Consider the following 22,119-nt stretch of genomic DNA (forward strand, 5'->3'; position numbering starts at 1 on the left):
ACATGAATGAAAAAACCACAGCAGGCTTAGAACATCTTCGTGATTTAATTGATGGCGTTGATCAACAATTACTGCATTTATTACGTAAACGCCTCGATTTAGTGGCACAGGTTGGTGCGGTAAAGCACTCGGCAGGTGTGCCCATCTATGCGCCACAGCGCGAAGCGTCGATGTTAGCGAAACGTCGAGATGAAGCGCAAAGCATGAATATCTCGCCTCAATTAATCGAAGATATACTGCGTCGACTTATGCGTGAATCTTACCTAAATGAAAAAGATGTGGGGTTTAAGCAGATTAAGCAAGATCTTGGCCATGTAGTGGTGGTGGGTGGGCAGGGCAAACTTGGGCAGTTATTCAGCCAAATGTTAGTTCTCTCCGGTTATGAAGTGAAATGTATTGATAAAAATGATTGGCAAGATTCCGCCGCTATTTTTGATGGTGCTGGACTGGTCATTGTTACCGTACCTATTAATGTGACCTGCGAGGTGATCCGCGACAAGTTAACCCAATTGCCTGAAAATTGTATTCTGGCTGATCTCACTTCTATTAAAGAAGCCCCTTTAGCGGCAATGTTAGCCGCCCATAGCGGCCCTGTAGTGGGTTTGCATCCTATGTTTGGCCCTGATGTTGGTAGTCTGGCCAAACAGGTGGTGGTAGTGTGCCATGGCCGTCATCAAGAGGCATATCAATGGTTGCTACAACAGATTGAGATTTGGGGTGCCCGTATTGTCGAAGCTGAAGCTGAACGTCATGATAAAGCCATGCAACTTGTGCAAGCTATGCGTCACTTTTCAACATTTGTATATGGCGTAAACCTGTGTAAAGAAGAAGCTGATATTGATAATTTATTACAGTTTAGCTCCCCTATTTATCGTTTAGAGTTAGCCATGGTTGGGCGTTTATTTGCTCAAGATCCCGAGCTTTATGCCGATATTATTTTTGCGCAACCTGGTAGCCAACACGCGATAAGTGATTATCTCGACAATTATCGTGATGCATTAATTATGTTACAAACTGGTAATAGGCAAGCCTTTGTGGAGCAATTCCAACGTGTTGCTGCATGGTTTGGTGATTTTGCGCCGCAGTTCCAACATGAAAGTCGCACTATGTTGCAATCGGTTAATGATATGAAAAGTAGTTAACCTCTGCTCGGGTTATAAACGCTTATCAAACAGCACTTTGCCCCACTACTAATTCGTCAATATGTCTTGTTAGTAGAACAAATAGCATGTTTGATATTGCCGACTTTAAAGAGACTCATTTTTATTAATTTAACTCATCTTTTATCCTAAATTGAGGTAAGTTAGGCTTAAATGAAGTATTATTAATGGGTGTAAATATTGCGAAATAATGACACAAAGCTTATGTTTAGCTACACGATAGCGTGAATAACGTCGTGTTAGATAGGTAATCTTAGTTACCTTTGGAGGATACCCCATGTCGATGATGCCATCGAATATGCTACCTATTCAACAGGTTGAAGATAATTCCTTAGGGCATTGTCTTTATGGTTTAATGAGTGCTTTTCCATTATTTTTTGTACCCGTATTATTGAGTCTTTGGCTTAATTTGATCCAGAAAAACGTTAATCCAGATTCCGTGCTGGGCAGCCATCTGCGTTGGCAACGTATGAGTATTATTGGTTTATGCCCATTTTTTATTGCGGGTTATTGGATCAGTCCATTATGGCTGAGTTTACCCATGTATATACTGGGTGTTAGCTGGTTTAGTTATCGTATTTTTAAAGGCTGGATTAGTCTTAATGATGGTATTGCTGTTTAAGCAAAGATGATGTGGACAAAAATGCCGAGATAATATCTCGGCATTTTATTTTGTTGATTTAACCTCAACTTAGGGTAAAAGATGGGCTAAAGCGATAAAAAGGGTTTATTCAAGTTGGCAATATCAAATTTGTCCCTTGTTTTGATCGGCGCTTATTATCCCGAACTGAGGTTGATTTAATCTGTCTGGTATAAGTCATGGATCAGCTCAGCATGGGACAATTGGTCTTGATGCAAAATGATAATGCCATCGCCTTTTAGCTGCTTAACGGCAATGGAATGAGTACCGATCAGTGCAGGGTTACTGCTAAAACTCGTATTAACGATAACAGGTAAATGACTGCGAGATTTCACTTCAACCAGTCCAGCTAAATCGAGGCTTAACTGCTCAGGGTGAGTGAAACTACGTACGCCTGACTCACACAAGCCTAGTTGTTGATTACCGTGGCTAAGGACAGTGTCAGCTGCTTGTAACCAATCATTGACACTCGCCATGGTGTTTCGTTCTAATATTACCGGTAAATTGACTGAACCTATTAAGGTTAACATGTCTGGGTTATACATTTGTTTACCGCTTAAGATCAGCATGTCTGCTAATTGACTCGCAATAATAAATTCTTGTTCTTGATCTATCTGCATTATGCACAATAGACCAGCTTGCTTAATGACCTTTGCATGTTGTTTTAACTGTGGTTCATTGAGTTGTTGTTTCAAATCATTTAATACAATGGCTTGAAAACCTGATTCCTTGATGTTTTTAGCTTGGGTTGCCAGCTCGGTATTATCAATCGGTAAGTTGATTTGGTGCAATGCGCTAAATTGTCCAGCACCTATTTGTAAGTGTTGGCAGAACAACTGAGTATCTTGTGATTTATAGTCGCGTGAATGTTTCGCTTGGCTGCTTGGCAAAGGTTTGAGCGGCTCTTGTTTTGAACTACCAGGTTCAATCAACAACTGAGCTTGCGATAATTGTGTCGGCTTAACGGTTTCACATGGATAGCAGCCTAATACTTTGATAAAACGGGTAAGGCGTTCTAGCTCTTTAATGGCTTGTTGTACCTCAGTAGTGGCTAAATTGCCATCGATATCGAGGTAAAACATTTCCTCCCATGGCGTACCAGGGATCGGGCGAGACTCTAATTTACTCATATTTAAATTATGTGCTTTCAGTACCAGTAACGCTTCCACTAGTGCTCCAGGTTTTTGTCCTGTCGCCATAATCAAGGTCGTTTTTGCCGGTAGCTGAGAGGGAACCGCTGAGGCTTTTCTGGCGACGACGATAAAACGACTTTGGTTAATTTTTTGGTTTGCCAAACCTTGTTCAATTGCAATCAGCTGGTATAAGGCTCCGCCTTCAGCACTGCCTATGGCCGCCACAGTGCCGCTGTCCGCCTCGATAACTTTAGTCATGGCTTCAGCACTACTAGAACAATATTCGAGTTTAATATGGGGATGCTGGCTTAAGTAACGACTGCATTGGCTGATCGGCTGCGGATGAGCGTAAATAGTCTTGATATCAGTTAGTTTGCTGTCTGGCTTAGTGAGCAAGCAATGACTCACTTCTATTGTGGTTTCGCCCACAATCGATAGCGTTGTATGTTGCAGTACGTCATACACTTCATTGATAGATCCTGAAGAGGTATTTTCGATCGGCAAAAAACCATAATCGGCATGACCAGATTCGACGGCATTAACAATGTCATCAAAACTTTGGCAACCAAAATCAAGCATTTCTACTTGGCGGCGAGAGCAGTAACGGCTGGCAGCTAAGTAAGAATAAGACCCTCGCGCACCTAAGTAAGCAACGGTATATTGCTGCTTTTGAGTGTCAGGATTTGCTCTGCCGTGAAGATAAGTTTGTTGAAATAAAACTGAGTCTTCAATAATGCTTTGATAAAGGGAGATGACAAAGTGAGCATCGAGACCTTGTTCACGTCCTTGTTGCACTAGTCGCTCAAGCAGTTCTTTTTCTCGTTGCGTGTCTCGTATCGGTCTAACATCAATTTCTTTACTGCGTGCAACATTTAAGCTCAATTGGCGGCGTTTAGATAACAGCTCTAACAGCGCTTTATCAAGAACAGTGATCTGTTCGCGAGTTTGACTTAACTCTGGTGGTTTTTGCATATTGACCTCAATGTAACGCTACAAACTGACGTATTGGAAGATACGGCAGTGTTAATAAGACAAAAAAGCCTCCCAGTTGGGAGGCTTTAGAATTTTCATTTTCGTTTTTACACAGAAAATCCGCCTCCGAAGGTGGGCTGAATAAAAAAGAAAATAAAAAGACTGAGTATTTGATTGTTCATGGATTAAAAATAAAGCTCTGACAGACGACTGTCAATGTAAATTTATTCATCAAGGTATTAAGTATCTGATTATAGACAAAAGAAAGCGCACCCGAAGGTGCGCTGGTGAAAGATAAATAATATCAAGCGGCGTTTTCCTCCTTATAGACATACTCAAATTCGCTTTCTGTGTCATTTGGTAATGATACATTACGTTGAGCCTGGGGTTTATGGGTCAGGCGATTTAGCTGTTTTTCCAGCTTTTGTCCCATTGCAGTAATCGCTGCGTATAGGTTTTCTCTTTTTGCCTGGGCGAATAACTCTCCACTAGGTAATCCAACTGATGCCTCTATTTTAAACAACTGCTTTTCTTGGGTGATAATAACGTGCGGGTTAATTAAATGGATATCATGTCGACTTAATTTTTCTAATCGTCCTTCGATACGTTCGCGGATAAGGGCAGTGACTTCAAGTTGTTTGCTAGTGATTTTCAGCATATTTCGAACCTTCTTGTTGTTTGCTTAACTCCAGATTACCAAGATTAACCATGTAAATTGTGATCTATGTCACACTTCTGCTGACTGTAACGTTCGGTTGATGCATATTTGATCGCTTAGACATTTTGGACAAAAAAGACCTAAAATATGCTTGTAATGCTGTGTATATAGGCTCATATTTGAATGGATAAGTTAACACTTAATTAGTCTTCAAAGTCATTGTTACTATTTTGGTAACGACAGTACAAGGGATAAGTCTGGCCTATTGCTGTTCACAACTGCACTAGATACACATTCTAAGTGGTATTTTACCGCCATGACAAAAAGGTCTCTGAATTTTTTTCATTTCTCTCTTCACTGTGTTCTTTCTCGGTAATCCCCCCTTTATTTGTCCAGTCGTTAGCCACATAAAGAAACAAAATCATCATTATGTCTATTAGTTTGTAAACTACTTGCTTTGTTTATTACTGATGAGTTTATAATTTGCCAGCAAAACAATAGTATTAAGCAGGTTATTAGTGAGTATAGAACAACAAAAAATAAAGGTATGGGATTTTCCTACACGCTTTTTTCATTGGGCAATGGTACTTTTACTCGGTGGCTTATGGTGGACAGCTGACGTGGGTGAGATGCAATGGCATCAAGTATTGGCTTATGTATTAATGGGCTTAATCGGATTTAGATTGATTTGGGGACTTGTTGGAAGTGAGACTTCTCAATTTAGACATTTTGTTGTCTTGCCTAAGCAAGTTATCAGCTACGTAAAAGCTCAACCAAAACCTTCGACACTGGGCCATAATCCATTAGGTGGTTATATGGTGGTCGTGTTGCTAAGCATTCTTGTGCTGCAATTAACCACAGGGCTATTTGCCACCGATGAAATCTTTACCGAAGGTCCATTGATGTATCTTGTGTCGTCTGATATTGCAGGGTGGTTAACATGGCTACATAAAACCAATTTTAATCTTATTCTAGCTTTGGCTGCGCTGCATATCATTGCCGTGATAGTGCATGTTTTTAAGGGCGACAATATACTTAAAGCCATGTTCAGTGGTTATAAAAAAATCAACAAGCAGGTAACGTCACCAACATTACGCTCACCTTGGATGGCATTAGTGATTGTATTCGTTATCTTTGCATGTATTTGGTGGCTATTACTCGAACCTGTGGTCAGTTACTTATAAGTTCAGCTTTATTATCAGCCAGTAAAACGCCCATATACATGGGCGTTAATCATTTTGCTATTGAACTGAGTTGCGGTTATTCAAGCTGAACTTACCAATCAAATTAGTGACAGGCTAACTTAGCGCCTTGTCACGTTAGTCTTTTTTGTAAACGTCGTGACACCCTTTACAGCTTTTGCCTGTGTTAGTAAAAGCTTGTTTAATGTTGTTTTCATCAGTTGTTTTAGCTGCAACGGCTAAAGCTGCGGCATTATCTTGAAATGCTGTCATTTTGCTATCAAAATCGGCCTTATCTTGCCAAACTTTTGCTAGCGCTTCAGTATCGCCTTTATCCGAACCGGCAATAAAACCTTCATGAGGTATTTTAGACAGTGCTGCAACATTATCAGCACGAGCACTAAATACAGCTGCATCAAAAGGCTTTTTACCTTTTAGCATCGCACCCATATCACCAAAGTTATAAGCAATTAAGCCAAAAGCCGCTTGGCGATATTCAATGGCATCTGCAGTTTCTTCGAAATTGTTGGCAAACACTGCGGGGATCATCATTGCGGTTACTGCAACGGTTAGTAATATTTTTTTCATCGTTATCCTTCACTTTTTTGTGGATGGTACCGGTTCCATTAGCACTAAATACCCACTTAGTTATGCCAAATCTTATGCAACTGTGCTAATACTAAATGTTAGCTAAATCTTTAACACTAAGTTATGAGGGTATTTATCCTATTCTACACAATTTTATTATCACTTTGTGATATGTTTTATCAATAGCTTACAACAGCTCTATTCATTTTTTATGACACGTTGATCGGGAGTAGTTTTGCACATCGGCGTTATTCCTTGATACAATTGTAATGTCTGGGCATTACTAAAAAGAGAAAAATAATGCGTGCCAATTGGAATTTAGTGGTAGAAAAAATATTAACCCATGCAAACGAAGATGATTTGTCTGTGTTGTTTCATTTATTATTAACTGAAGAAGAGCGGAGTGCGGTGTCTGGGCGTTTGCAGGTGTTTCAAACGTTATTAGCAGGGGAGTTGAGCCAGAGACAAATTGCTGCAGATCATCAAGTGAGTATTGCAACGATTACACGTTGTTCAAATTATTTAAAAAATATGCCGACAAATCAAAAAAACTTAGTCAAAAAATTGATTCTGGATTAGCTAAGATTCAAAGTCATAATCCTACAGCAATACCTTGCTAGTGACGATTATGGTAGAGCATCTGTAAGGTCCAGCTCAATAAACATGGTTAATACTGTAGTGTTTAAAAAAATGGGCAACGGCCCAACAAGAGATATGCATACCCCTTTGAGCCTAACGCATGCTCCGAACTACCAATCCAACACCAATCGACTTTAGTTACCCATAGTTGAGCTTAAGTCGCGAGTGATTAATTTATCAAGTGCTAATGCCCTTGTTTTACCAAGCGACGCTATTTTTCAAAGCGTCATCACAGTAACCGGTTATTGGCTAATGCCTCGCGGTAATCGGTGATGACGATAACTTAAACGACTTAAGAATAGGTATCCGCCATAGGTAGTTAAACACAAAGCAAAAAGTGTGCTGGAATTTTTTGGGTAGAAATTATAAAGACTCGCGGCTATCAATACATAAATAAATGGCAGTAATCCATAGAGTGTTTCAGGCATAAATCCTGATTTTCGCTTACGTTTAGGATCCGTGCGGCGATTTTTTGATCGTAAAGTATAGATATACGCGCCATATAAGTACACCACCACAGAAGCGATCAGTACATAATTGGGCTCAAGCAGGAAAATACTTACGCAGCCTATAATCATGTAAGTGAAAGGCAACGATTCGTATAGCGGTTTAATTAACATAAGCACTCCGTCGCTATGTATTAATTCTTATATAGAGGTCAATTAATAAGGATTATGCTACCTCTGTTGTCCCTAACAGCAGCATAATAAATCTTACTAGTTGATATGATTTAAGCTCAGACTATAACCTAAACAAAAAGGCACTGCCTAGTAACTAGGCAGTGCCTTACAACGTTTCAATCTTTCTACTGACAAATAGACATTAAATATGGGACGTACTACTTGGTTGTCTATTTATCCGACGATGAGTTAACTACAGCCACAGCCGCCATTGCCATCACAGCCAGGTTTTTCTTCACCGCATGATTCATGGTTATCATCGTGTCCATGGCTACCACATCCGCCTTCAGCATGGATATGTCCATGAGATAGCTCATCTGCAGTGGCTTCTCTTACAGCGAGAACTTCAACACTAAAGTTAAGCGATTGGCCCGCTAGAGGGTGATTACCATCAACAACAATGACATCGTCTTTTACTTCAGTCACTTGAACCGGGCGTTGACCCATTTCAGTTTCAGCGATAAAACGCATACCTGGAACGATATCTTCGACATCACCAAATGCACTGACAGGAACTTCTTGCTTTAAGCTAGGATGATATTCGCCATAAGCTTGTTCCGCAGGGATCTTCGCCTCAATGCTTTCACCAGCAGTTTTACCTTCTAAAACTGATTCAAGTCCAGGAATTAAATTTTCAGTTCCATGTAAGTAAACCATTGGCTCACTTTCAAATGAACTTTCAACTAATAAACCTTGCTCATCAGATAAACGGTAATGAATAGTGACCGCCGCATGTTTTGTAATTTTCATATCGCCTCCAATTGTAATGTGATCATGATAGCGTATTTTGCTATCAGGCTGCGATGGATAACATCAGTTTTTGCTTATTGAATCACAGCTTTTTTTATTTTGTATTGTGCTGCATGTTTTATGGTACTGATGTTGAAATTAACTCATCTTAATTGTGGTACAAGTTGATAAGACTTTTAAATCATCTTGGTAACACATTTATCGGCAATACCTTAACTGTTACATGTTATTCAACCATATGTATTTATTGTGCTTTATTGATTTTTGCGCCTTGATTGACGTTGACGTTAACGTTATTTGCTGATAGCGGTAATGGTTATTGATACTCAATTCTCATTTTAAATCTGTTGAATATTCAAAAATCAACTCAAGTTCTAAAATAACTGGTAAATAAAGCGTAAGGAGGGGTTGACAACCTTAGGTAAAAAAAGCAATTCTGTTAGCTGAAGTGGATCAGCTATTTAATCGGATTAAATAATATCGGCCGTTAACATTTAATAAAACAAAGAGAATCATCAAATGTTTACCCTCATGCTTGTTGTAATTACTACCATTACAACCACCACTATTACCATAGTGGGGGCGGGCTGATTTCACCCTAAAAGATTTGCATAACAAGCCCGCTTCTCATCACCTGAAGCGGGCTTTTTTGTTTTTAATTATAGTCATTTGATTTTAATTTAATGTTGTCACTAGTATGAGTGACAAGGAGAGCGACATGAAAGTAATGAAATTTGGTGGGACATCGCTGGCGAATTGGCCTCGCTTTTTGATGGCGGCAGACATTATTGCTGACACGGCTTCGACAGAATCAGTTGCTACGGTACTTTCAGCTCCGGCCACAGTGACTAATGCACTTTTAGAAATGGTCGATATAGCGGTTAAACAACAAGACTATCAACCCGTGTTAGACCATATTGATACTGTGTATAGCGAACTCTTTTCTGACGCAGCAGTATCACTTATAACGGCTCATCAGCATGGCTTACTGGTTGAAAAATTAGCTGCGCAGATGCAAGTTTGGAAAGACAAACTTTACGGCATTAAATTATTGGGGGAATGCCCTGATAGTGTTCGCGCAGAAATAGTGGTCACAGGTGAACGTTTATCTGCTGCATTAATGGAACAAGTTATGCTGGCAAAAGACATCACTTCAGCACAATTAGATCCAGTTGCGTTATTTTTAGCGCATGGACAGCCATTGGAATCGGTCGTCGATATTGCAGTGAGCAAACCTCGTTTTTCTGTTCTGCCTTTAGATCAGTATCGCGTGTGGGTTATGCCAGGTTTCACCGCTGCCGATGTTCATGGCAAAGTGGTGACATTAGGGCGTAATGGTTCTGATTATTCAGCTGCAGTGCTAGCCGCTTGTTTAGATGCCTCTAGTTGTGAAATTTGGACTGACGTTGATGGGGTTTACAATACTGACCCTCGAGTGGTCGCAGATGCTAAATTATTGTCACAATTAAGCTATCAAGAAGCCATGGAGTTATCTTATTTTGGTGCGAAAGTATTGCACCCCAAAACCATTGGACCGATTGCTCAATATCATATTCCTTGTTATATCAAAAACAGTTTCAATCCATCGGCTCCCGGCACGCTAGTGTCTAATGACGATGATAAAACCGGTTTGCAAGTAAAGGCTATTTCAAATCTCGATAACCAAACCATGTTTAATGTCTCTGGTCCAGGTATGAAAGGCATGGTTGGCATGGCAAGTCGTACTTTAGCGGCCATATCTCGGAGTGGTATCTCGGTATCTCTTATCACTCAAAGTTCATCGGAATACAGTATCAGTTTTTGTGTGGCTACCCTCGATGCTAGCAAAGCTAAATGGGCTTTAGAGCAAGAGTTTGAACTTGAAATTAAAAGTGAATTACTTGAACCAATTGAGTTACGTGAAGGCTTGTCGATTGTGTCATTGATTGGTGATGGCATGAAAACCCACAAAGGCGTAGCGGCTAAGTTTTTTACTGCGTTAGCTAAAGCCAGTGTCAATATTGTTGCTATTGCGCAAGGATCATCAGAGCGCTCAATTTCAACGGTAATCCAGCAGAAAAAAACCAAGCATGCTATTGGGGCATGTCATCAAGCCTTTTTTGATGTACAACAGTATCTTGATGTCTTTTTAGTGGGCAGTGGTAATGTTGGCGCGGGTTTATTAGAGCAAATTAAGCAGCAAAGCGCGATGTTAAAAGAGCAGCACATTAGTATCCGTGTTTGTTGTATCGCCAATTCACGTCAAATGCTGTTAAACAGTGACGGTCTTGAGCTTAGTGAGTGGCAATCATTATTGACCGAAAAAGGTCAACCGTATGATTTACCTAAGCTACTTGAGTGGGGGCAAGAGCAACAATTGCTTAATCCTGTATTGGTTGATTGTACTTCAAGCGAGCTAATCTCAGACCGTTATCTCGATGTAATGAATGCCGGTTTCCATGTCGTTACGCCAAACAAAAAGTCGAACACTCGTGATTATGCTTACTATCAAGCATTGCGTAAAACGGCATTAACTCAACGTCGTCAATTTTTGTATGAAACGACGGTAGGTGCAGGTTTACCCGTTATCGATAACCTTAAAAAACTGATGTATGCGGGTGATAAGCTACATAAGTTTAATGGTATTTTATCTGGGTCGTTATCGTATATTTTTGGTATGTTAGACGAAGGCATGAGCCTATCACAAGCGACCGCGATTGCCCGCGATAAGTGTTTTACTGAGCCCGACCCCCGAGATGACCTCAGTGGTATGGATGTGGCGCGTAAGGTGTTAATTTTAGCCAGAGAAGTGGGTTTACCTTTAGAACTCGATGATATTAATGTTGAGTCTGTATTACCGACTCATTTTGATGACTCAGGCGATGTAAACCAGTTTATGGCTAACCTTCCTTCATTGGATGCTGAAATCTCTGCCCGAGTTGCGGCGGCAAAAGCCGAGGGGAGAGTGCTGCGTTATGTAGGCCAAATCGAAGCGGGCTTATGTTATGTCAGAATTGTTGAGGTTGATGCAACCGACCCGCTATACAGCGTAAAAGGCGGCGAGAATGCGCTGGCGTTTTATAGCCGCTATTATCAGCCCATTCCTTTTGTGCTAAGGGGATATGGTGCAGGTATCGACGTCACGGCAGCTGGCGCCTTCGCTGACGTATTAAGAACCCTAAATTGGACCCGTGAGGTGGGTCTATGAGTCAGGTGTTAAATATTAGTCAGAAAATGCTAACTGTTTATGCTCCTGCATCAATGGGTAATGTTGGCGTTGGCTTTGATTTGCTGGGTGCTGCATTAGCGCCAGTCGATGGGTCATTGTTGGGTGATAGGGTGATGATTAGCGGCGCTGAAGAAGGTGTTCATTTTAGCCAAGTCGGTCCGTGGGCACATAAGTTACCGGCAGATGGCAAGGACAATATCGTCTATCAATGTGCTGAGTTCTTCTTAGATAAACTTCAAAGACAAGATGGGGTAACCGTTTGTCTGGAAAAAAACCTTCCTGTAGGCAGTGGCTTAGGCTCAAGTGCTAGTTCAGTTGTTGCTGGACTATATGCGTTAAATGAATATTTTGGACTACCGTTTGACCAGCAAGCCTTATTAGGATTGATGGGTGAGTTTGAAGGTAAAATATCCGGTAGCGTACATTATGACAATGTGGCGCCTTGCTACTTAGGTGGCATGCAATTAATGCTTAATTCTCGTGACAAAGCCTGTGCCGTTATTCCTAGCTTTGATAATTGGTATTGGGTGGTCGCTTATCCTGGCATTTCATTATCTACCGCCAAAATGCGAGCATTATTACCTGAACAATATGATAAATCTGTTGCGATTGATTTCGGTCGTCACTTAAGTGCATTTGTTCACGCAAGTTATCAGCAAGATGCTGCACTGGCGATTGAAATGCTAAAAGATGTCCTGGCTGAACCTTATCGAGCGGCGTCGATCCCTGGCTATACCGATGCTCGAGCAGCGTTAACTGAATTAGGCATGCTGACAACAGGGATTTCTGGCAGTGGCCCAACACTGTTTAGTGTGACCGACGATATGGCCACAGCAGAAAAAGCCAAAGATTGGTTAATGGAACATTATATTTCTGAGTCAGGTGGCTTTGCTCATGTTTGTAAATTAGATCAGCTTGGCACGCGCTGCGTGTAACTCACACTCTTTGGTATTATGCATATTGAAATTTAAAAGGTAGTCGCAATGGAATTATATAATTTAAAGCACCTATCGCAGGTAGTTAACTTCAGTCAGGCTGTTCAGCTTGGTTTAGGCCAAGATCGCGGGCTATTTTTCCCGACATCAATCCCTGTATTGGCTGATATCGATGCATTATTGGCATTACCCTTTGCTGAGCGTAGCAAAAAAGTGTTGGGCGCTTGGTTAGCCGATGAGCTAGGGCAGGAAAGTGTTGATAAGCTAGTGGATAAGGCCTTTACCTTTGATGTGCCGCTAAGCAAGGTTGATGAGAAACGTGCCTGTTTAGAGCTTTTCCATGGGCCAACATTGGCCTTTAAAGATTTTGGCGCGCGGTTTATGGCCCAATGCATTGATTTACTTGCCGGAAATAAAAAACTGACTATTTTAACGGCGACATCTGGTGATACTGGTGCCGCAGTAGCAGATGCCTTCTATGGCCTAGATAACGTCAATGTGATGGTGCTATACCCAAAAGGTAAAATCAGCGAGCTGCAAGAAAAGATGTTTACCACCTTAGGCAAAAATATTCATACTGTGGCGGTAACAGCTGACTTTGATGCCTGTCAGGATTTAGTCAAACAAGCTTTTGATGATAGTGATGTTCGTGATGATTTAGCGTTAAACTCTGCTAATTCAATTAATATCAGCCGATTACTGGCGCAAATTTGTTACTACTTTGAAGCTGTCGCGCAAGCCAAACAAGCTGGCTATGATGAGATTGTCATGGCAGTACCCAGTGGTAACTTTGGTAACTTAACCGCGGGTTTATTTGCTAAAGCCATGGGCTTACCGATTAAACGCTTTATTGCTGCCACCAACAGTAATGACACTGTACCGCGTTACCTTGTGGAGGGAAAATGGCAACCGCATAAAACAGTGGCAACCATGTCAAATGCGATGGATGTGTCTGAGCCAAGTAATTGGCCTCGTGTTGAAGCTATCTGCGGGCAAATGGGCTGGCCATTGTCTTTGGTATCGGGTTTAGCGTTGTCGGAGGACGATACCTCGGCGGCGTTAGCAGAACTGTATCGTTTAGGTTATCAATCTGAACCTCATGCGGCCATCGCAGCCCATGCATTAACACTCGGTCTTGATGGCAACGAAAAAGGTATCTTTCTTGGTACCGCCCATCCTGCCAAGTTTAAGGATGTGGTTGACCGTGAGTTATCAATTAATTTGCCCTTGCCTCCTGAGTTGGCTGCGGTTGTAGAAAAAGATATTTTGTCAGCACAGTTACCCGCAGACTTTGAGCAACTCAAAGCACATATGTTTGCTGTATTGAAATAGTCTACTTTTTCAAATGTCTACCACTTTATATCAATTTAATCGATATAAGGTGGTAGATATATTTCAATATTATGATCTTGGTCATACCTCAAAAGGTTTATACCAGTGTAGATTAGTAAATAGTGCGTTATTGGCTATTATTTATAGATTGGCGTTTGGAAAAGAGATTACGGGAGAAGACTATGTTGCAACGTTTAATGCAAGATCATAAGCATATTGCCATTTTGTTGAATATTCTTTCCAATAAATTGACTCGATTGGCCGATGGTCAAGGCGTAAATTTTAATCTGGTTAGAGATATTGTTGAGTACATGCAGGGTTATGCTGAACACAGTCATCATCCATTAGAAGATATCATTTTTGATTATTACAGTAATAAAACGGGCCAAGCAAATTGTGGTCAGTTGTATAATGAACATCATCGTTTAGCTGAAACATCAGGCGCTTTAGTGTATAGCTTGAATATGATTTTATCTGATGTGGTGATTTCACGTGAAAAGCTGATTAATGATCTACAAGAGTATATTGAACTACAACAACGACATATGCAGTATGAAGAGCAAGAAGTGTTTCCCAATTTTATTAAGACGTTGGACGATAGTGATTGGCAAAAAATCACCGTCTTATGCCAGAAACGGTTAATTGAAGATCCATTATTTAATGACAATGATAAAACGATTTTTGAAGATTTACGTGACTATATTGAACATGCGGATAATAAATGATGCGCTTATTCTTGTACTAGAGGGCTTTGATGTCCATTAATGGTCAAGCTGAATAAATCTTGTCAACAAAAAGAGCGCATTAAGCGCTCTTTTAATTGATTTTATCGTTAAGCTTTCATTGTGATTGGACCCAATTAAAGCACTAATGTGTTGACATCAAAATCGAATGAATCGTCAATATCTTGCAATTCCTTGAGTAAACGCTGTTTATCCTTAATGGCTTCAATTTCACGCCATTTTCGTTTTTTTGACGAGCTTTTTGAACGGCTTGGTCTTTCAACAACTTCGTCTAGCGCACCACCATAGTCTAATCTATCCATGGTAACCTCCCTTGTTATTATGATGTCTCTGTAAATAGATATCATATTTCAACCATAGGGTGCAACATTTACGTTTCATTTACGTTTCATTTGCGTTACTAAATAATTAAAGTTAAATGCGTTATATCGATGTTTTAGTTAGCCTTTAACGATATTTTTCAATATATATCCTGACAATAAAAAAACACCCTCAACAGTGTTAAAGGTGTTTTTGATAAATAAGTTTCCTATCGAGTGTGTTAAGTCTTAAAGCTGTCCCTGACGATACAGGTTGATTAACGCATTACTTGATGAGTCTAACTGTGTCGCTCCTTCTTTAGCGCCAATACGGTCTAATACGTCATTGCCTAGCTGTTTACCTAATTCAACTCCCCACTGATCAAATGAATTGATTTGCCATATAGCGCCTTGAACAAACGTTTTGTGCTCGTACAGCGCAATTAACGCTCCTAATGTCGTTGGCGTTAGTTTGTTCATCAGTAGAGTATTGCTTGGTTTGTTACCTGACATTACTTTATGCTTGGCAATAAGCGCTATTTGAGCATCGTCCAACGGACTATTACTGAGTTCAGCAAGAGCTTCATCATAAGTCCGGCCTTGCATTAACGCTTGGGTTTGGCCAAAGCAATTTGATGCAAGTTGGTCATGATGTTTACCGAGCGGATTATGGCTTTGCAACGGCATGATAAAGTCTGCAGGAATAAGAGCGGTACCTTGATGCAACAACTGATGATAGGCATGTTGACCATTAGTGCCTTCACCGCCCCAAATGACCGGGCCTGTGCTGTAATCAACATCTGTACCGTCCAGAGTCACTGATTTACCATTACTCTCCATGTCTAACTGCTGGAAATACGCAGGTAGTCCGCGCAGATTATGATCATAGGTCAAAATGACATGTGCTTGAGCACCATGGAAGTTGCCATATAATACCGATAACATCGCCATTATCACTGGCATGTTTTGCTCGATAGGCGTATTAACAAAATGCTCATCCATTTGATGAGCGCCCTCTAACAAGGCTATAAAGTTATCCATGCCGATAAGCAGAGCAATAGGTAAACCAATGGCTGACCATAATGAGTAACGTCCGCCAACCCAATCCCACATTGGGAATATGTTGTTAGCGTCCATCCCAAACTCTGTTGCTTTAGCCACATTTGATGTCACAGCCACAAAGTGTTTGGCGACATCTTGTTGGCTTGCCCCTTGGGCTAAAAACCAATCTTTAGCGCTAAGGGTATTGGTTAGTGTCTCTTGGGTATCGAATGATTTTGACGACATCACAAACAATGTGGTTTCAGCATTGAGGTGGATTAATTTTTCACAAATAGAGCTCGCATCAACGTTAGCGACAAAATGACAGTTAAGCCCATCTCGCCAATAGGGTCTTAACGCTTGAGAAACAATTTTAGGCCCAAGAAACGAGCCTCCAATGCCAATACTGACAATATCTGTAATCGCTTTACCGGTATAACCTTTCCAATCACCAGACTGAACCGAGCCAACAAATTTAGTCATTTTGGCTAATGTTTGTTGCACTTCAGGAACGATATTCGCGCCTTCAGCAATAATTGTTTGAGTGGCTTTACTGCGTAATGCAGTATGCAATACCGAGCGTTGTTCAGTATTGTTAATCACATCGCCATTGAACATTGCGCTAATTTTGTCACTCAGTTTTGCTTCTTTAGCGAGAGAGAATAGCAGTTTAAGTGTTTCATCGTTCACACGGTTTTTAGAGTAATCTAAAAATAGACCACAAGCCGTAACGCTCATTTGCTCAAAACGTAGTGGGTTTTGAGCAAACAATTCGCGCATGTGAGGAAGTTGACTTGTATGGTTTTTTAGCGCTTTCCAAGTCGTGCTTTGAGTCAGTGTAGTCACGAGTAAAGCCTCCAACTAGCTTAATTTGATTTTTAGCATAACTTCAAGTTTACTTTGGTCGATAGCAAAGTTACGAATACCTTCAGCTAATTTATCAACTGCCATTGGCTCTTCATTAAACGCCCAACGGAATTGTGCTTCAGTTAATGCTGTCGGAGCCGCATGCGTTGATGAAGTCGCCACTAATTTCCGGCTAATTTCCACATCAGTATTGGCTAACTCTTCTAATAATGCAGGGCCAATCGTTAGACGGTCACAACCTGCTAATTCGATAATCTCACCGATGTTTCTAAAACTGGCACCCATCACAACCGTGCTATAACCATGCTGCTTGTAGTAGTTGTAAATTTCAGTTACAGAGACCACACCAGGATCCGTTTCAGCGGTGTAATCTTGGCCGGTGTCTTTTTTATACCAATCTAAAATGCGGCCAACAAAAGGCGAAATGAGGTAAGCACCAGCTTCTGCACACGCTCTTGCTTGAGCAAAGCTAAACAGTAATGTTAGGTTGCAGTTGATGCCTTCTTGTTCAAGTACTTTGGCAGCGCAAATTCCTTCCCAAGTGGAGGCTAGTTTAATGAGAATACGTGATTTATCAATTCCGGCTTCTTGGTATAACTTGATTAGCTTGTGCGCTTTGTCAATTGAGCGTTGTTTGTCAAAAGATAACCGAGCATCTACTTCTGTTGAAATACGGCCTGGGACTATTTTTAAAATTTCTACACCGATATTCACGGCTAGTTTATCACCAGCATCTTCAATTTGTTGTTCAATACTGTGGCTTTGAGTTTTGGCCCATTCAATTGCATTCTCAATCAGAAAAGCGTATTGCGGGATCTGAGAGGCTTTTAAAATAAGTGATGGGTTGGTTGTTGCGTCTTGAGGCTGGTACCGCTTAATCGCCTCTATGTCGCCGGTATCTGCAACGATGGTAGTGAATGACTTGAGTTGCGCGAGTGTACTGGTCATGTAAATTTCCTCTCGATAAGCAATGAATATAGATCAATGCCTTTATTAGAAGCGATTTTAGTGATTATTCCAACTTTATTTGTAAAAAAATTACCAAATATTAGGTAATTTTTACTTAATTAACGCCGGTATTGTTGCTAAATAGACAGAATGGGTCGCTTAATATGATTAATACTTCCAGTTCTAGTATCGCAACGTCAGTGATAGCCTCTGCTACACTGTTTTTTACGTTGTTCTTAAAATAAAAAAGTCGCTGCGAGCAGCGACTGTAAAGTATAGCGTATCAATATTAAAATTAACGTAATACTACGCGCTTTTCGGTACCCGTCACGATAGCTTCGATACGACGGTTTACACGGTTAGCTTCAGCTGAACTACCTTGAATAACAGGTTTAGTCACACCATAGCCAATTGAATCAATACGGCTAGTGTTGATCCCGTATTTTTGGTTTAGCGCTTTAGCAACTGAATCGGCACGACGCTCAGAAAGCTTCATGTTATATGCTGCTTTACCTACGTTAGACGCATGGCCTTCAATCGATACCGTGTGTTGTGGATTCTTGTTTAAGAAATTGGCTAATTTATTTAAATCGTCCAATGAACCCTTACGGATAACCGCTGAATCGTTAGCAAACAAAATGCCGCCTAAGTCATGCTTAGTGGTGATGTATTCATAAACACTACAACCTGTCGCATCAACTTTGTGGGTTGAAGGGGTATTTGGACATTTGTCCATGTTGTCTGTTACGCCATCTTTGTCAGCATCACCAGGTGCTGCGACAACCATCGGTGCTGCCACTGGAGCGGCTGCAGGAGCGCTAGTACCAAAACGGTAACTTAGTTCAAGACCCCAGTAGTTGCTTTCCATTGACAGTGTATTCCACTTTTCTTCGTCAAGGTTTTCATAACGACGGTACTTAGCTTGTAACTTTAGATTGTCAGTAACGTTATAACCAATACCAGCACCTAAGTAGGGTGCAATACCGCTATCACTGTAGTATTCAGTGTTGTATTCTTTTTTGTTATAGATCAGATAGTTAAGTGCACCTGCTTCAGCAGATAAACTCCACTTGTCTGCCAGTGGGTAAAAACCAACAAAACCTAATGACATACCACGAGCACCAACATCATTACGCTTGTTTGAATAATCAGTCCATTCAGCACGGCCAAGGTCACGATAACCCAGTTCGATACCAACATAGTCGTTAAATAAATATCCACCAAATACATCCCATGCATATGGGTCATCTTCACCACACACTTTCATGGTTTTTTGATCGCAATTTGGTTCATAGTTGTTGACGCCTAAACCACCACCAACGTACCAAGGTGTTAGTTGTTCTGCCGCGGATGCAGCAAAAGGTAATAGAGAGGTAAGTAATACTACTTTTAATGTGTTCTTCATCATATATACGTCCATTGTTATTTTACTCCAAAAATGCATGTAACGGAGTTGTTACTGTTATGCATTACTGACGCTTAATGTGGGGTTTCTTTGTATTTTTAGTCAGCGGCGCAATTATGGGTGGTAATGAGAGGTTTATCTATAGTAAGAAAGATTAATTTTTGGTCATAATTAATTTAATGGCGCTGTTGATAAATAGATGTTTCATTGAAAAATTGCTAAAAAGAAGCTAAGTATGATTGAGTTTATATTTATAAAATATTGAATAATAATTGTTAAAATTATCTATGTTTTTAAGTTAGTTTTATCCGGTCAACATAATTATTTTTTTGAATGGTAAAAGCAAAAATACGCCCTAAAGGCGTATTTTTGTTGTCTAAAGTGACGTTTTTTTAACGAGTCCACACCCAGTTTTCGATCTCTTCTGGGTCAACACCGTTTGCTTTGATATAGTTTTTGTGATCTACCAAGCGTTGTAACATGTCGGTAGTGATGGTCACATGTTGTGTTTCATCAATCACGCCTTGCTGGAACAACTTGTAAGCCATATCGATAACTAAGTGGTAGCGAGAGGTACCGTTACGTACGCCCATATCAAATGGCGTAGTCGTTGAACCTTCTTCTTCATAACCCTTAATACGGAAACGACGGTTACCTTTATAATCGAATACCAGTTTCTTGATGGTATTTGGGTAACCATGGTAGTTAAATACCACGCCTTTGTCTTGGGTGAACACTTCGTCCATCATCCAAGGCTTGCTTTGGAACTTAAGATTACCTAAACCGCTGCTGTGAAGTTCTGACACACTCACAAAACGGATACGCACTCTTGGTAGGATCTCACGGATGAGTACTAGTGAGGCCATACATTCTTGAGTTGCATAGTCGCCACAACCCGCTAATACCACATCTGGATTTTCATCAGAGGCAAAGTCCCACACCATAACGCCGTCTTTAGCTTGCTTACGGGCTTCATCCAGTGATAACCACTGTGGTAGTGACTTTTTACCGGCAACAATAATATTCAATTTGTCTCTGTCAGCATAAGCTTTTTCGGTATAGACCAAGGTGCTGTTAGCATCTGATGGTAAATAAGCAGAGATAATGTTTGGGTGCTTCTCTAACATAGCGCCTAGGAAAGACGGGTTCTGATGAGAATAACCGTTGTGATCTTGACGCTCTAGTAGCGATGATAATACGACGTTACATGCTGGAATTGGCTTACGGAAATGGATCCCTTGGCTTGCATGGACATATTTACAGTATTGGTCAGCCATTGATGACACTACCTGAGAGAAAGACTCGTAGGTAGGGAACATGCCATGGCGGCCCGTTACTGTGTAACCATGTAACATACCAAACAACAAGTTTTCAGATAATAATTCAATAACACGGCCGTCGCGAGACATATCTTGGTCCCAACTTTCTATCGGCCACTGCCATGAACGGTCGGTTTCTTCAAACACAGCTTGTAGTTGATTAGAATAAGTTTCATCAGGACTGAAGATACGTAGGTTTCGTTGATCACGGTTTAGCTTGAACGCATCACGCATCCACTCACCCATTTTCAACATTGAGAAACCACGTTGACCACGAGGCGTTTCTGAACCATAACCTAGTTTATTTAAGTCTGGATTAGCTAAAGCACGAACCACTTCACCGCCGTAGCTTAGACGTTGACGACCACAGCATAAATCTTTTGGTGGCATTAATGATAAAATGTCTTTATCAAATATTAATTCACCGCTTTCAGTAGTTTGTACTAGTTCGTCGAACTTATAGCTCGCTAACCACTTATCAAGTGCTTCAAGGTGCCCTTTATCTTTAGCACAATTGCTCACAATAACTTGGTGAGATTCGCAGTTGCCTTCTAGTTTTTTACCCTCATATTCAGCGGTACCCGTCCAACCTTTTGAGGTTCTCATTAAAATAACCGGCCAGCGTGGTTTGACAACATCTTCGCCAGAACGGGCACGGCGTTGAATGTCATTGATCATGTCATAAGACAAGTCCATTGCCGCAGTCATTTGTTCAAAGATATCGGTTTCCATTTCATCATCAACGATGATTGGGTGATAACCAAGACCACGGAATTCTAAATCGAGTTCTTCATGGCTCATACGTCCCATACGGGTAGGGCCAGAGATTTTGTAACCGTTAATATGTACGATTGGCAGAACCGCACCGTTATTTTCAGGAGAAACTAAACGGTTGGCATACCAAGACGCAGCTAATGGACCGGTTTCTGCTTCACCGTCACCGATTAAACAGGCGGCAATAAGATTTGGGTTATCTAATACAGAGCCCCAAGCAACTGAAAGTGAATAGCCAAGCTCACCACCTTCTAATATTTGACCTGGCGCTTCTGGGTTTGCATGTGATGGATAACCGTAAGCGGCGGAGAATTTTTTACAGATATCTTCGATACCTGTTTCTGTAAATGGAATGGTCTCTGGATAGAAATGACTTAATGAGCCTTCCATAAATAAGTTAGCTTGCACCGCTGGGAAACCATGGCCCGGGCCTACAAGATAAAGAAACTCACGCTTGTGCTTAACGATTAGACGGTTTACGTTAGCATAAACAAAGTTGATCCCCGGGCATGTGCCCCAATGGCCCAAAAGGCGTGGTTTAATGTCTGTGTGCTCTAAATGGCGTTTATAAAGCACGTTTTGCTTTAGGTAAATTTGTGACGTTGCAAGGAAGTTCGTTGCTCTAACGTATTTCTTCAGCGCGATTATTTCATGTGAGTCTGTCATAGTTGCCTCGTTCAAAGGGAAAAGCATTAATAATCTATCTTAAGAATACTGTATTTGTAATTTAGTTACAATAACGTGGCCTTTATCTAACTTTTGAATAATGAATTTCGCTTTAGAGCGCATTTTGAGAGGTTTGTGGTTAATTAGTTGAAATTTAACTACACTTTTACGAAATTTTAAA

The 22,119-nt window shown here is 40.8% G+C and carries 18 protein-coding genes and 1 other annotated feature; of the genes, 8 read left to right on the plus strand and 10 right to left on the minus strand.

What is annotated here, in order from left to right:
* Positions 1-2 precede the first annotated feature (2 nt).
* Both tyrA and CXF80_RS19560 read left to right on the plus strand, forming a co-directional pair.
* Positions 3-1,142 carry a bifunctional chorismate mutase/prephenate dehydrogenase gene (tyrA, locus tag CXF80_RS19555; RefSeq protein WP_101034547.1) on the plus strand — a complete coding sequence of 380 codons (1,140 nt, stop codon included), beginning with the start codon at positions 3-5 and terminating at the stop codon, positions 1,140-1,142.
* A 295-nt stretch (positions 1,143-1,437) separates the two neighbouring features.
* Positions 1,438-1,782, plus strand: a complete 345-nt coding sequence (locus CXF80_RS19560) for a hypothetical protein (RefSeq protein ID WP_101034548.1) — start codon at positions 1,438-1,440, stop codon at positions 1,780-1,782.
* 176 nt (positions 1,783-1,958) lie between these two features.
* Here the strand turns inward: CXF80_RS19560 and CXF80_RS19565 are convergent, their stop codons facing one another.
* Positions 1,959-3,905, minus strand: a complete 1,947-nt coding sequence (locus CXF80_RS19565) for a chorismate mutase (protein ID WP_101034549.1) — start codon at positions 3,903-3,905, stop codon at positions 1,959-1,961.
* Between the two features lie 58 nt (positions 3,906-3,963).
* Positions 3,964-4,085 (minus strand) — a sequence feature (Phe leader region).
* Positions 4,086-4,209: 124 nt separating this feature from the next.
* Positions 4,210-4,563: a ribosome hibernation-promoting factor, HPF/YfiA family gene (gene hpf, locus CXF80_RS19570; protein ID WP_101034550.1), complete on the minus strand. Its 354-nt coding sequence runs from the start codon at positions 4,561-4,563 to the stop codon at positions 4,210-4,212.
* A 518-nt stretch (positions 4,564-5,081) separates the two neighbouring features.
* Between hpf and CXF80_RS19575 the strand changes: the two genes are divergently transcribed.
* Positions 5,082-5,747: a cytochrome b/b6 domain-containing protein gene (locus CXF80_RS19575; protein ID WP_101034551.1), complete on the plus strand. Its 666-nt coding sequence runs from the start codon at positions 5,082-5,084 to the stop codon at positions 5,745-5,747.
* 135 nt (positions 5,748-5,882) lie between these two features.
* Here CXF80_RS19575 and CXF80_RS19580 read toward each other — a convergent pair whose 3' ends face one another.
* Complete coding sequence (locus CXF80_RS19580; RefSeq protein ID WP_101034552.1) at positions 5,883-6,332, minus strand: c-type cytochrome; 450 nt, start codon at positions 6,330-6,332, stop codon at positions 5,883-5,885.
* Positions 6,333-6,632: 300 nt separating this feature from the next.
* On the opposite strand from CXF80_RS19580, the gene trpR reads away from it, so the two are divergent.
* Positions 6,633-6,911 carry a trp operon repressor gene (gene trpR, locus CXF80_RS19585; protein ID WP_101034553.1) on the plus strand — a complete coding sequence of 93 codons (279 nt, stop codon included), beginning with the start codon at positions 6,633-6,635 and terminating at the stop codon, positions 6,909-6,911.
* 302 nt (positions 6,912-7,213) lie between these two features.
* Here trpR and CXF80_RS19590 read toward each other — a convergent pair whose 3' ends face one another.
* Together CXF80_RS19590 and slyD are read right to left on the minus strand one after the other, a co-directional pair.
* On the minus strand, positions 7,214-7,591 hold the full coding sequence (locus CXF80_RS19590) for a hypothetical protein (RefSeq protein WP_101034554.1): 378 nt from the start codon (positions 7,589-7,591) through the stop codon (positions 7,214-7,216).
* A gap of 249 nt (positions 7,592-7,840) precedes the next feature.
* On the minus strand, positions 7,841-8,401 hold the full coding sequence (gene slyD, locus CXF80_RS19595) for a peptidylprolyl isomerase (protein WP_101034555.1): 561 nt from the start codon (positions 8,399-8,401) through the stop codon (positions 7,841-7,843).
* Between the two features lie 718 nt (positions 8,402-9,119).
* Between slyD and thrA the strand changes: the two genes are divergently transcribed.
* From thrA to CXF80_RS19615, 4 genes are all read left to right on the plus strand, one after another.
* A complete protein-coding gene (thrA, locus tag CXF80_RS19600; RefSeq protein WP_101034556.1) occupies positions 9,120-11,588 on the plus strand; it encodes a bifunctional aspartate kinase/homoserine dehydrogenase I in 2,469 nt (822 codons plus the stop codon).
* Positions 11,585-12,544, plus strand: coding sequence for a homoserine kinase (gene thrB, locus CXF80_RS19605; RefSeq protein WP_198554798.1), 960 nt, complete (start codon positions 11,585-11,587; stop codon positions 12,542-12,544). The genes thrA and thrB overlap by 4 nt, the downstream gene beginning before the upstream one ends.
* A 48-nt stretch (positions 12,545-12,592) precedes the next feature.
* The gene (gene thrC, locus CXF80_RS19610; RefSeq protein ID WP_101034557.1) at positions 12,593-13,876 is read left to right on the plus strand and encodes a threonine synthase; all 1,284 of its coding nucleotides are present in this window, start codon (positions 12,593-12,595) and stop codon (positions 13,874-13,876) included.
* Positions 13,877-14,058: 182 nt separating this feature from the next.
* Positions 14,059-14,601 (plus strand): hemerythrin domain-containing protein, encoded by a 543-nt coding sequence (locus tag CXF80_RS19615; protein ID WP_101034558.1) that lies wholly within the window; start codon positions 14,059-14,061, stop codon positions 14,599-14,601.
* Between the two features lie 134 nt (positions 14,602-14,735).
* Here CXF80_RS19615 and CXF80_RS19620 read toward each other — a convergent pair whose 3' ends face one another.
* From CXF80_RS19620 to CXF80_RS19640, 5 genes are all read right to left on the minus strand, one after another.
* A complete protein-coding gene (locus CXF80_RS19620; RefSeq protein WP_101034559.1) occupies positions 14,736-14,921 on the minus strand; it encodes a DUF3545 family protein in 186 nt (61 codons plus the stop codon).
* A gap of 246 nt (positions 14,922-15,167) precedes the next feature.
* On the minus strand, positions 15,168-16,805 hold the full coding sequence (pgi, locus tag CXF80_RS19625; RefSeq protein WP_101034560.1) for a glucose-6-phosphate isomerase: 1,638 nt from the start codon (positions 16,803-16,805) through the stop codon (positions 15,168-15,170).
* Between the two features lie 15 nt (positions 16,806-16,820).
* A complete protein-coding gene (gene tal, locus CXF80_RS19630) occupies positions 16,821-17,774 on the minus strand; it encodes a transaldolase (RefSeq protein WP_101034561.1) in 954 nt (317 codons plus the stop codon).
* Between the two features lie 295 nt (positions 17,775-18,069).
* Positions 18,070-19,182, minus strand: coding sequence for an OmpA family protein (locus CXF80_RS19635; RefSeq protein ID WP_198554799.1), 1,113 nt, complete (start codon positions 19,180-19,182; stop codon positions 18,070-18,072).
* 389 nt (positions 19,183-19,571) lie between these two features.
* Positions 19,572-21,938, minus strand: coding sequence for a phosphoketolase family protein (locus tag CXF80_RS19640; RefSeq protein ID WP_101034563.1), 2,367 nt, complete (start codon positions 21,936-21,938; stop codon positions 19,572-19,574).
* Between the last annotated feature and the right edge of the window lie 181 nt (positions 21,939-22,119).

This window comes from Shewanella sp. Actino-trap-3, from assembly GCF_002836275.1.
GTDB classification, from domain to species: Bacteria; Pseudomonadota; Gammaproteobacteria; order Enterobacterales; family Shewanellaceae; genus Shewanella; species Shewanella psychromarinicola.

What these genes read in the sequence shown, in the direction of transcription:
- CXF80_RS19635 (WP_198554799.1), bottom strand. Translation starts at nt 19,182, where the DNA reads ATGATGAAGAACACATTAAAAGTAGTATTACTTACCTCTCTATTACCT.
- CXF80_RS19620 (WP_101034559.1), bottom strand. Translation starts at nt 14,921, where the DNA reads ATGGATAGATTAGACTATGGTGGTGCGCTAGACGAAGTTGTTGAAAGA.
- CXF80_RS19560 (WP_101034548.1), top strand. Translation starts at nt 1,438, where the DNA reads ATGTCGATGATGCCATCGAATATGCTACCTATTCAACAGGTTGAAGAT.
- thrB (WP_198554798.1), top strand. Translation starts at nt 11,585, where the DNA reads ATGAGTCAGGTGTTAAATATTAGTCAGAAAATGCTAACTGTTTATGCT.
- CXF80_RS19640 (WP_101034563.1), bottom strand. Translation starts at nt 21,938, where the DNA reads ATGACAGACTCACATGAAATAATCGCGCTGAAGAAATACGTTAGAGCA.
- tal (WP_101034561.1), bottom strand. Translation starts at nt 17,774, where the DNA reads ATGACCAGTACACTCGCGCAACTCAAGTCATTCACTACCATCGTTGCA.
- CXF80_RS19580 (WP_101034552.1), bottom strand. Translation starts at nt 6,332, where the DNA reads ATGAAAAAAATATTACTAACCGTTGCAGTAACCGCAATGATGATCCCC.
- trpR (WP_101034553.1), top strand. Translation starts at nt 6,633, where the DNA reads ATGCGTGCCAATTGGAATTTAGTGGTAGAAAAAATATTAACCCATGCA.
- thrC (WP_101034557.1), top strand. Translation starts at nt 12,593, where the DNA reads ATGGAATTATATAATTTAAAGCACCTATCGCAGGTAGTTAACTTCAGT.
- CXF80_RS19615 (WP_101034558.1), top strand. Translation starts at nt 14,059, where the DNA reads ATGTTGCAACGTTTAATGCAAGATCATAAGCATATTGCCATTTTGTTG.
- tyrA (WP_101034547.1), top strand. Translation starts at nt 3, where the DNA reads ATGAATGAAAAAACCACAGCAGGCTTAGAACATCTTCGTGATTTAATT.
- CXF80_RS19565 (WP_101034549.1), bottom strand. Translation starts at nt 3,905, where the DNA reads ATGCAAAAACCACCAGAGTTAAGTCAAACTCGCGAACAGATCACTGTT.
- hpf (WP_101034550.1), bottom strand. Translation starts at nt 4,563, where the DNA reads ATGCTGAAAATCACTAGCAAACAACTTGAAGTCACTGCCCTTATCCGC.
- slyD (WP_101034555.1), bottom strand. Translation starts at nt 8,401, where the DNA reads ATGAAAATTACAAAACATGCGGCGGTCACTATTCATTACCGTTTATCT.
- thrA (WP_101034556.1), top strand. Translation starts at nt 9,120, where the DNA reads ATGAAAGTAATGAAATTTGGTGGGACATCGCTGGCGAATTGGCCTCGC.
- CXF80_RS19590 (WP_101034554.1), bottom strand. Translation starts at nt 7,591, where the DNA reads ATGTTAATTAAACCGCTATACGAATCGTTGCCTTTCACTTACATGATT.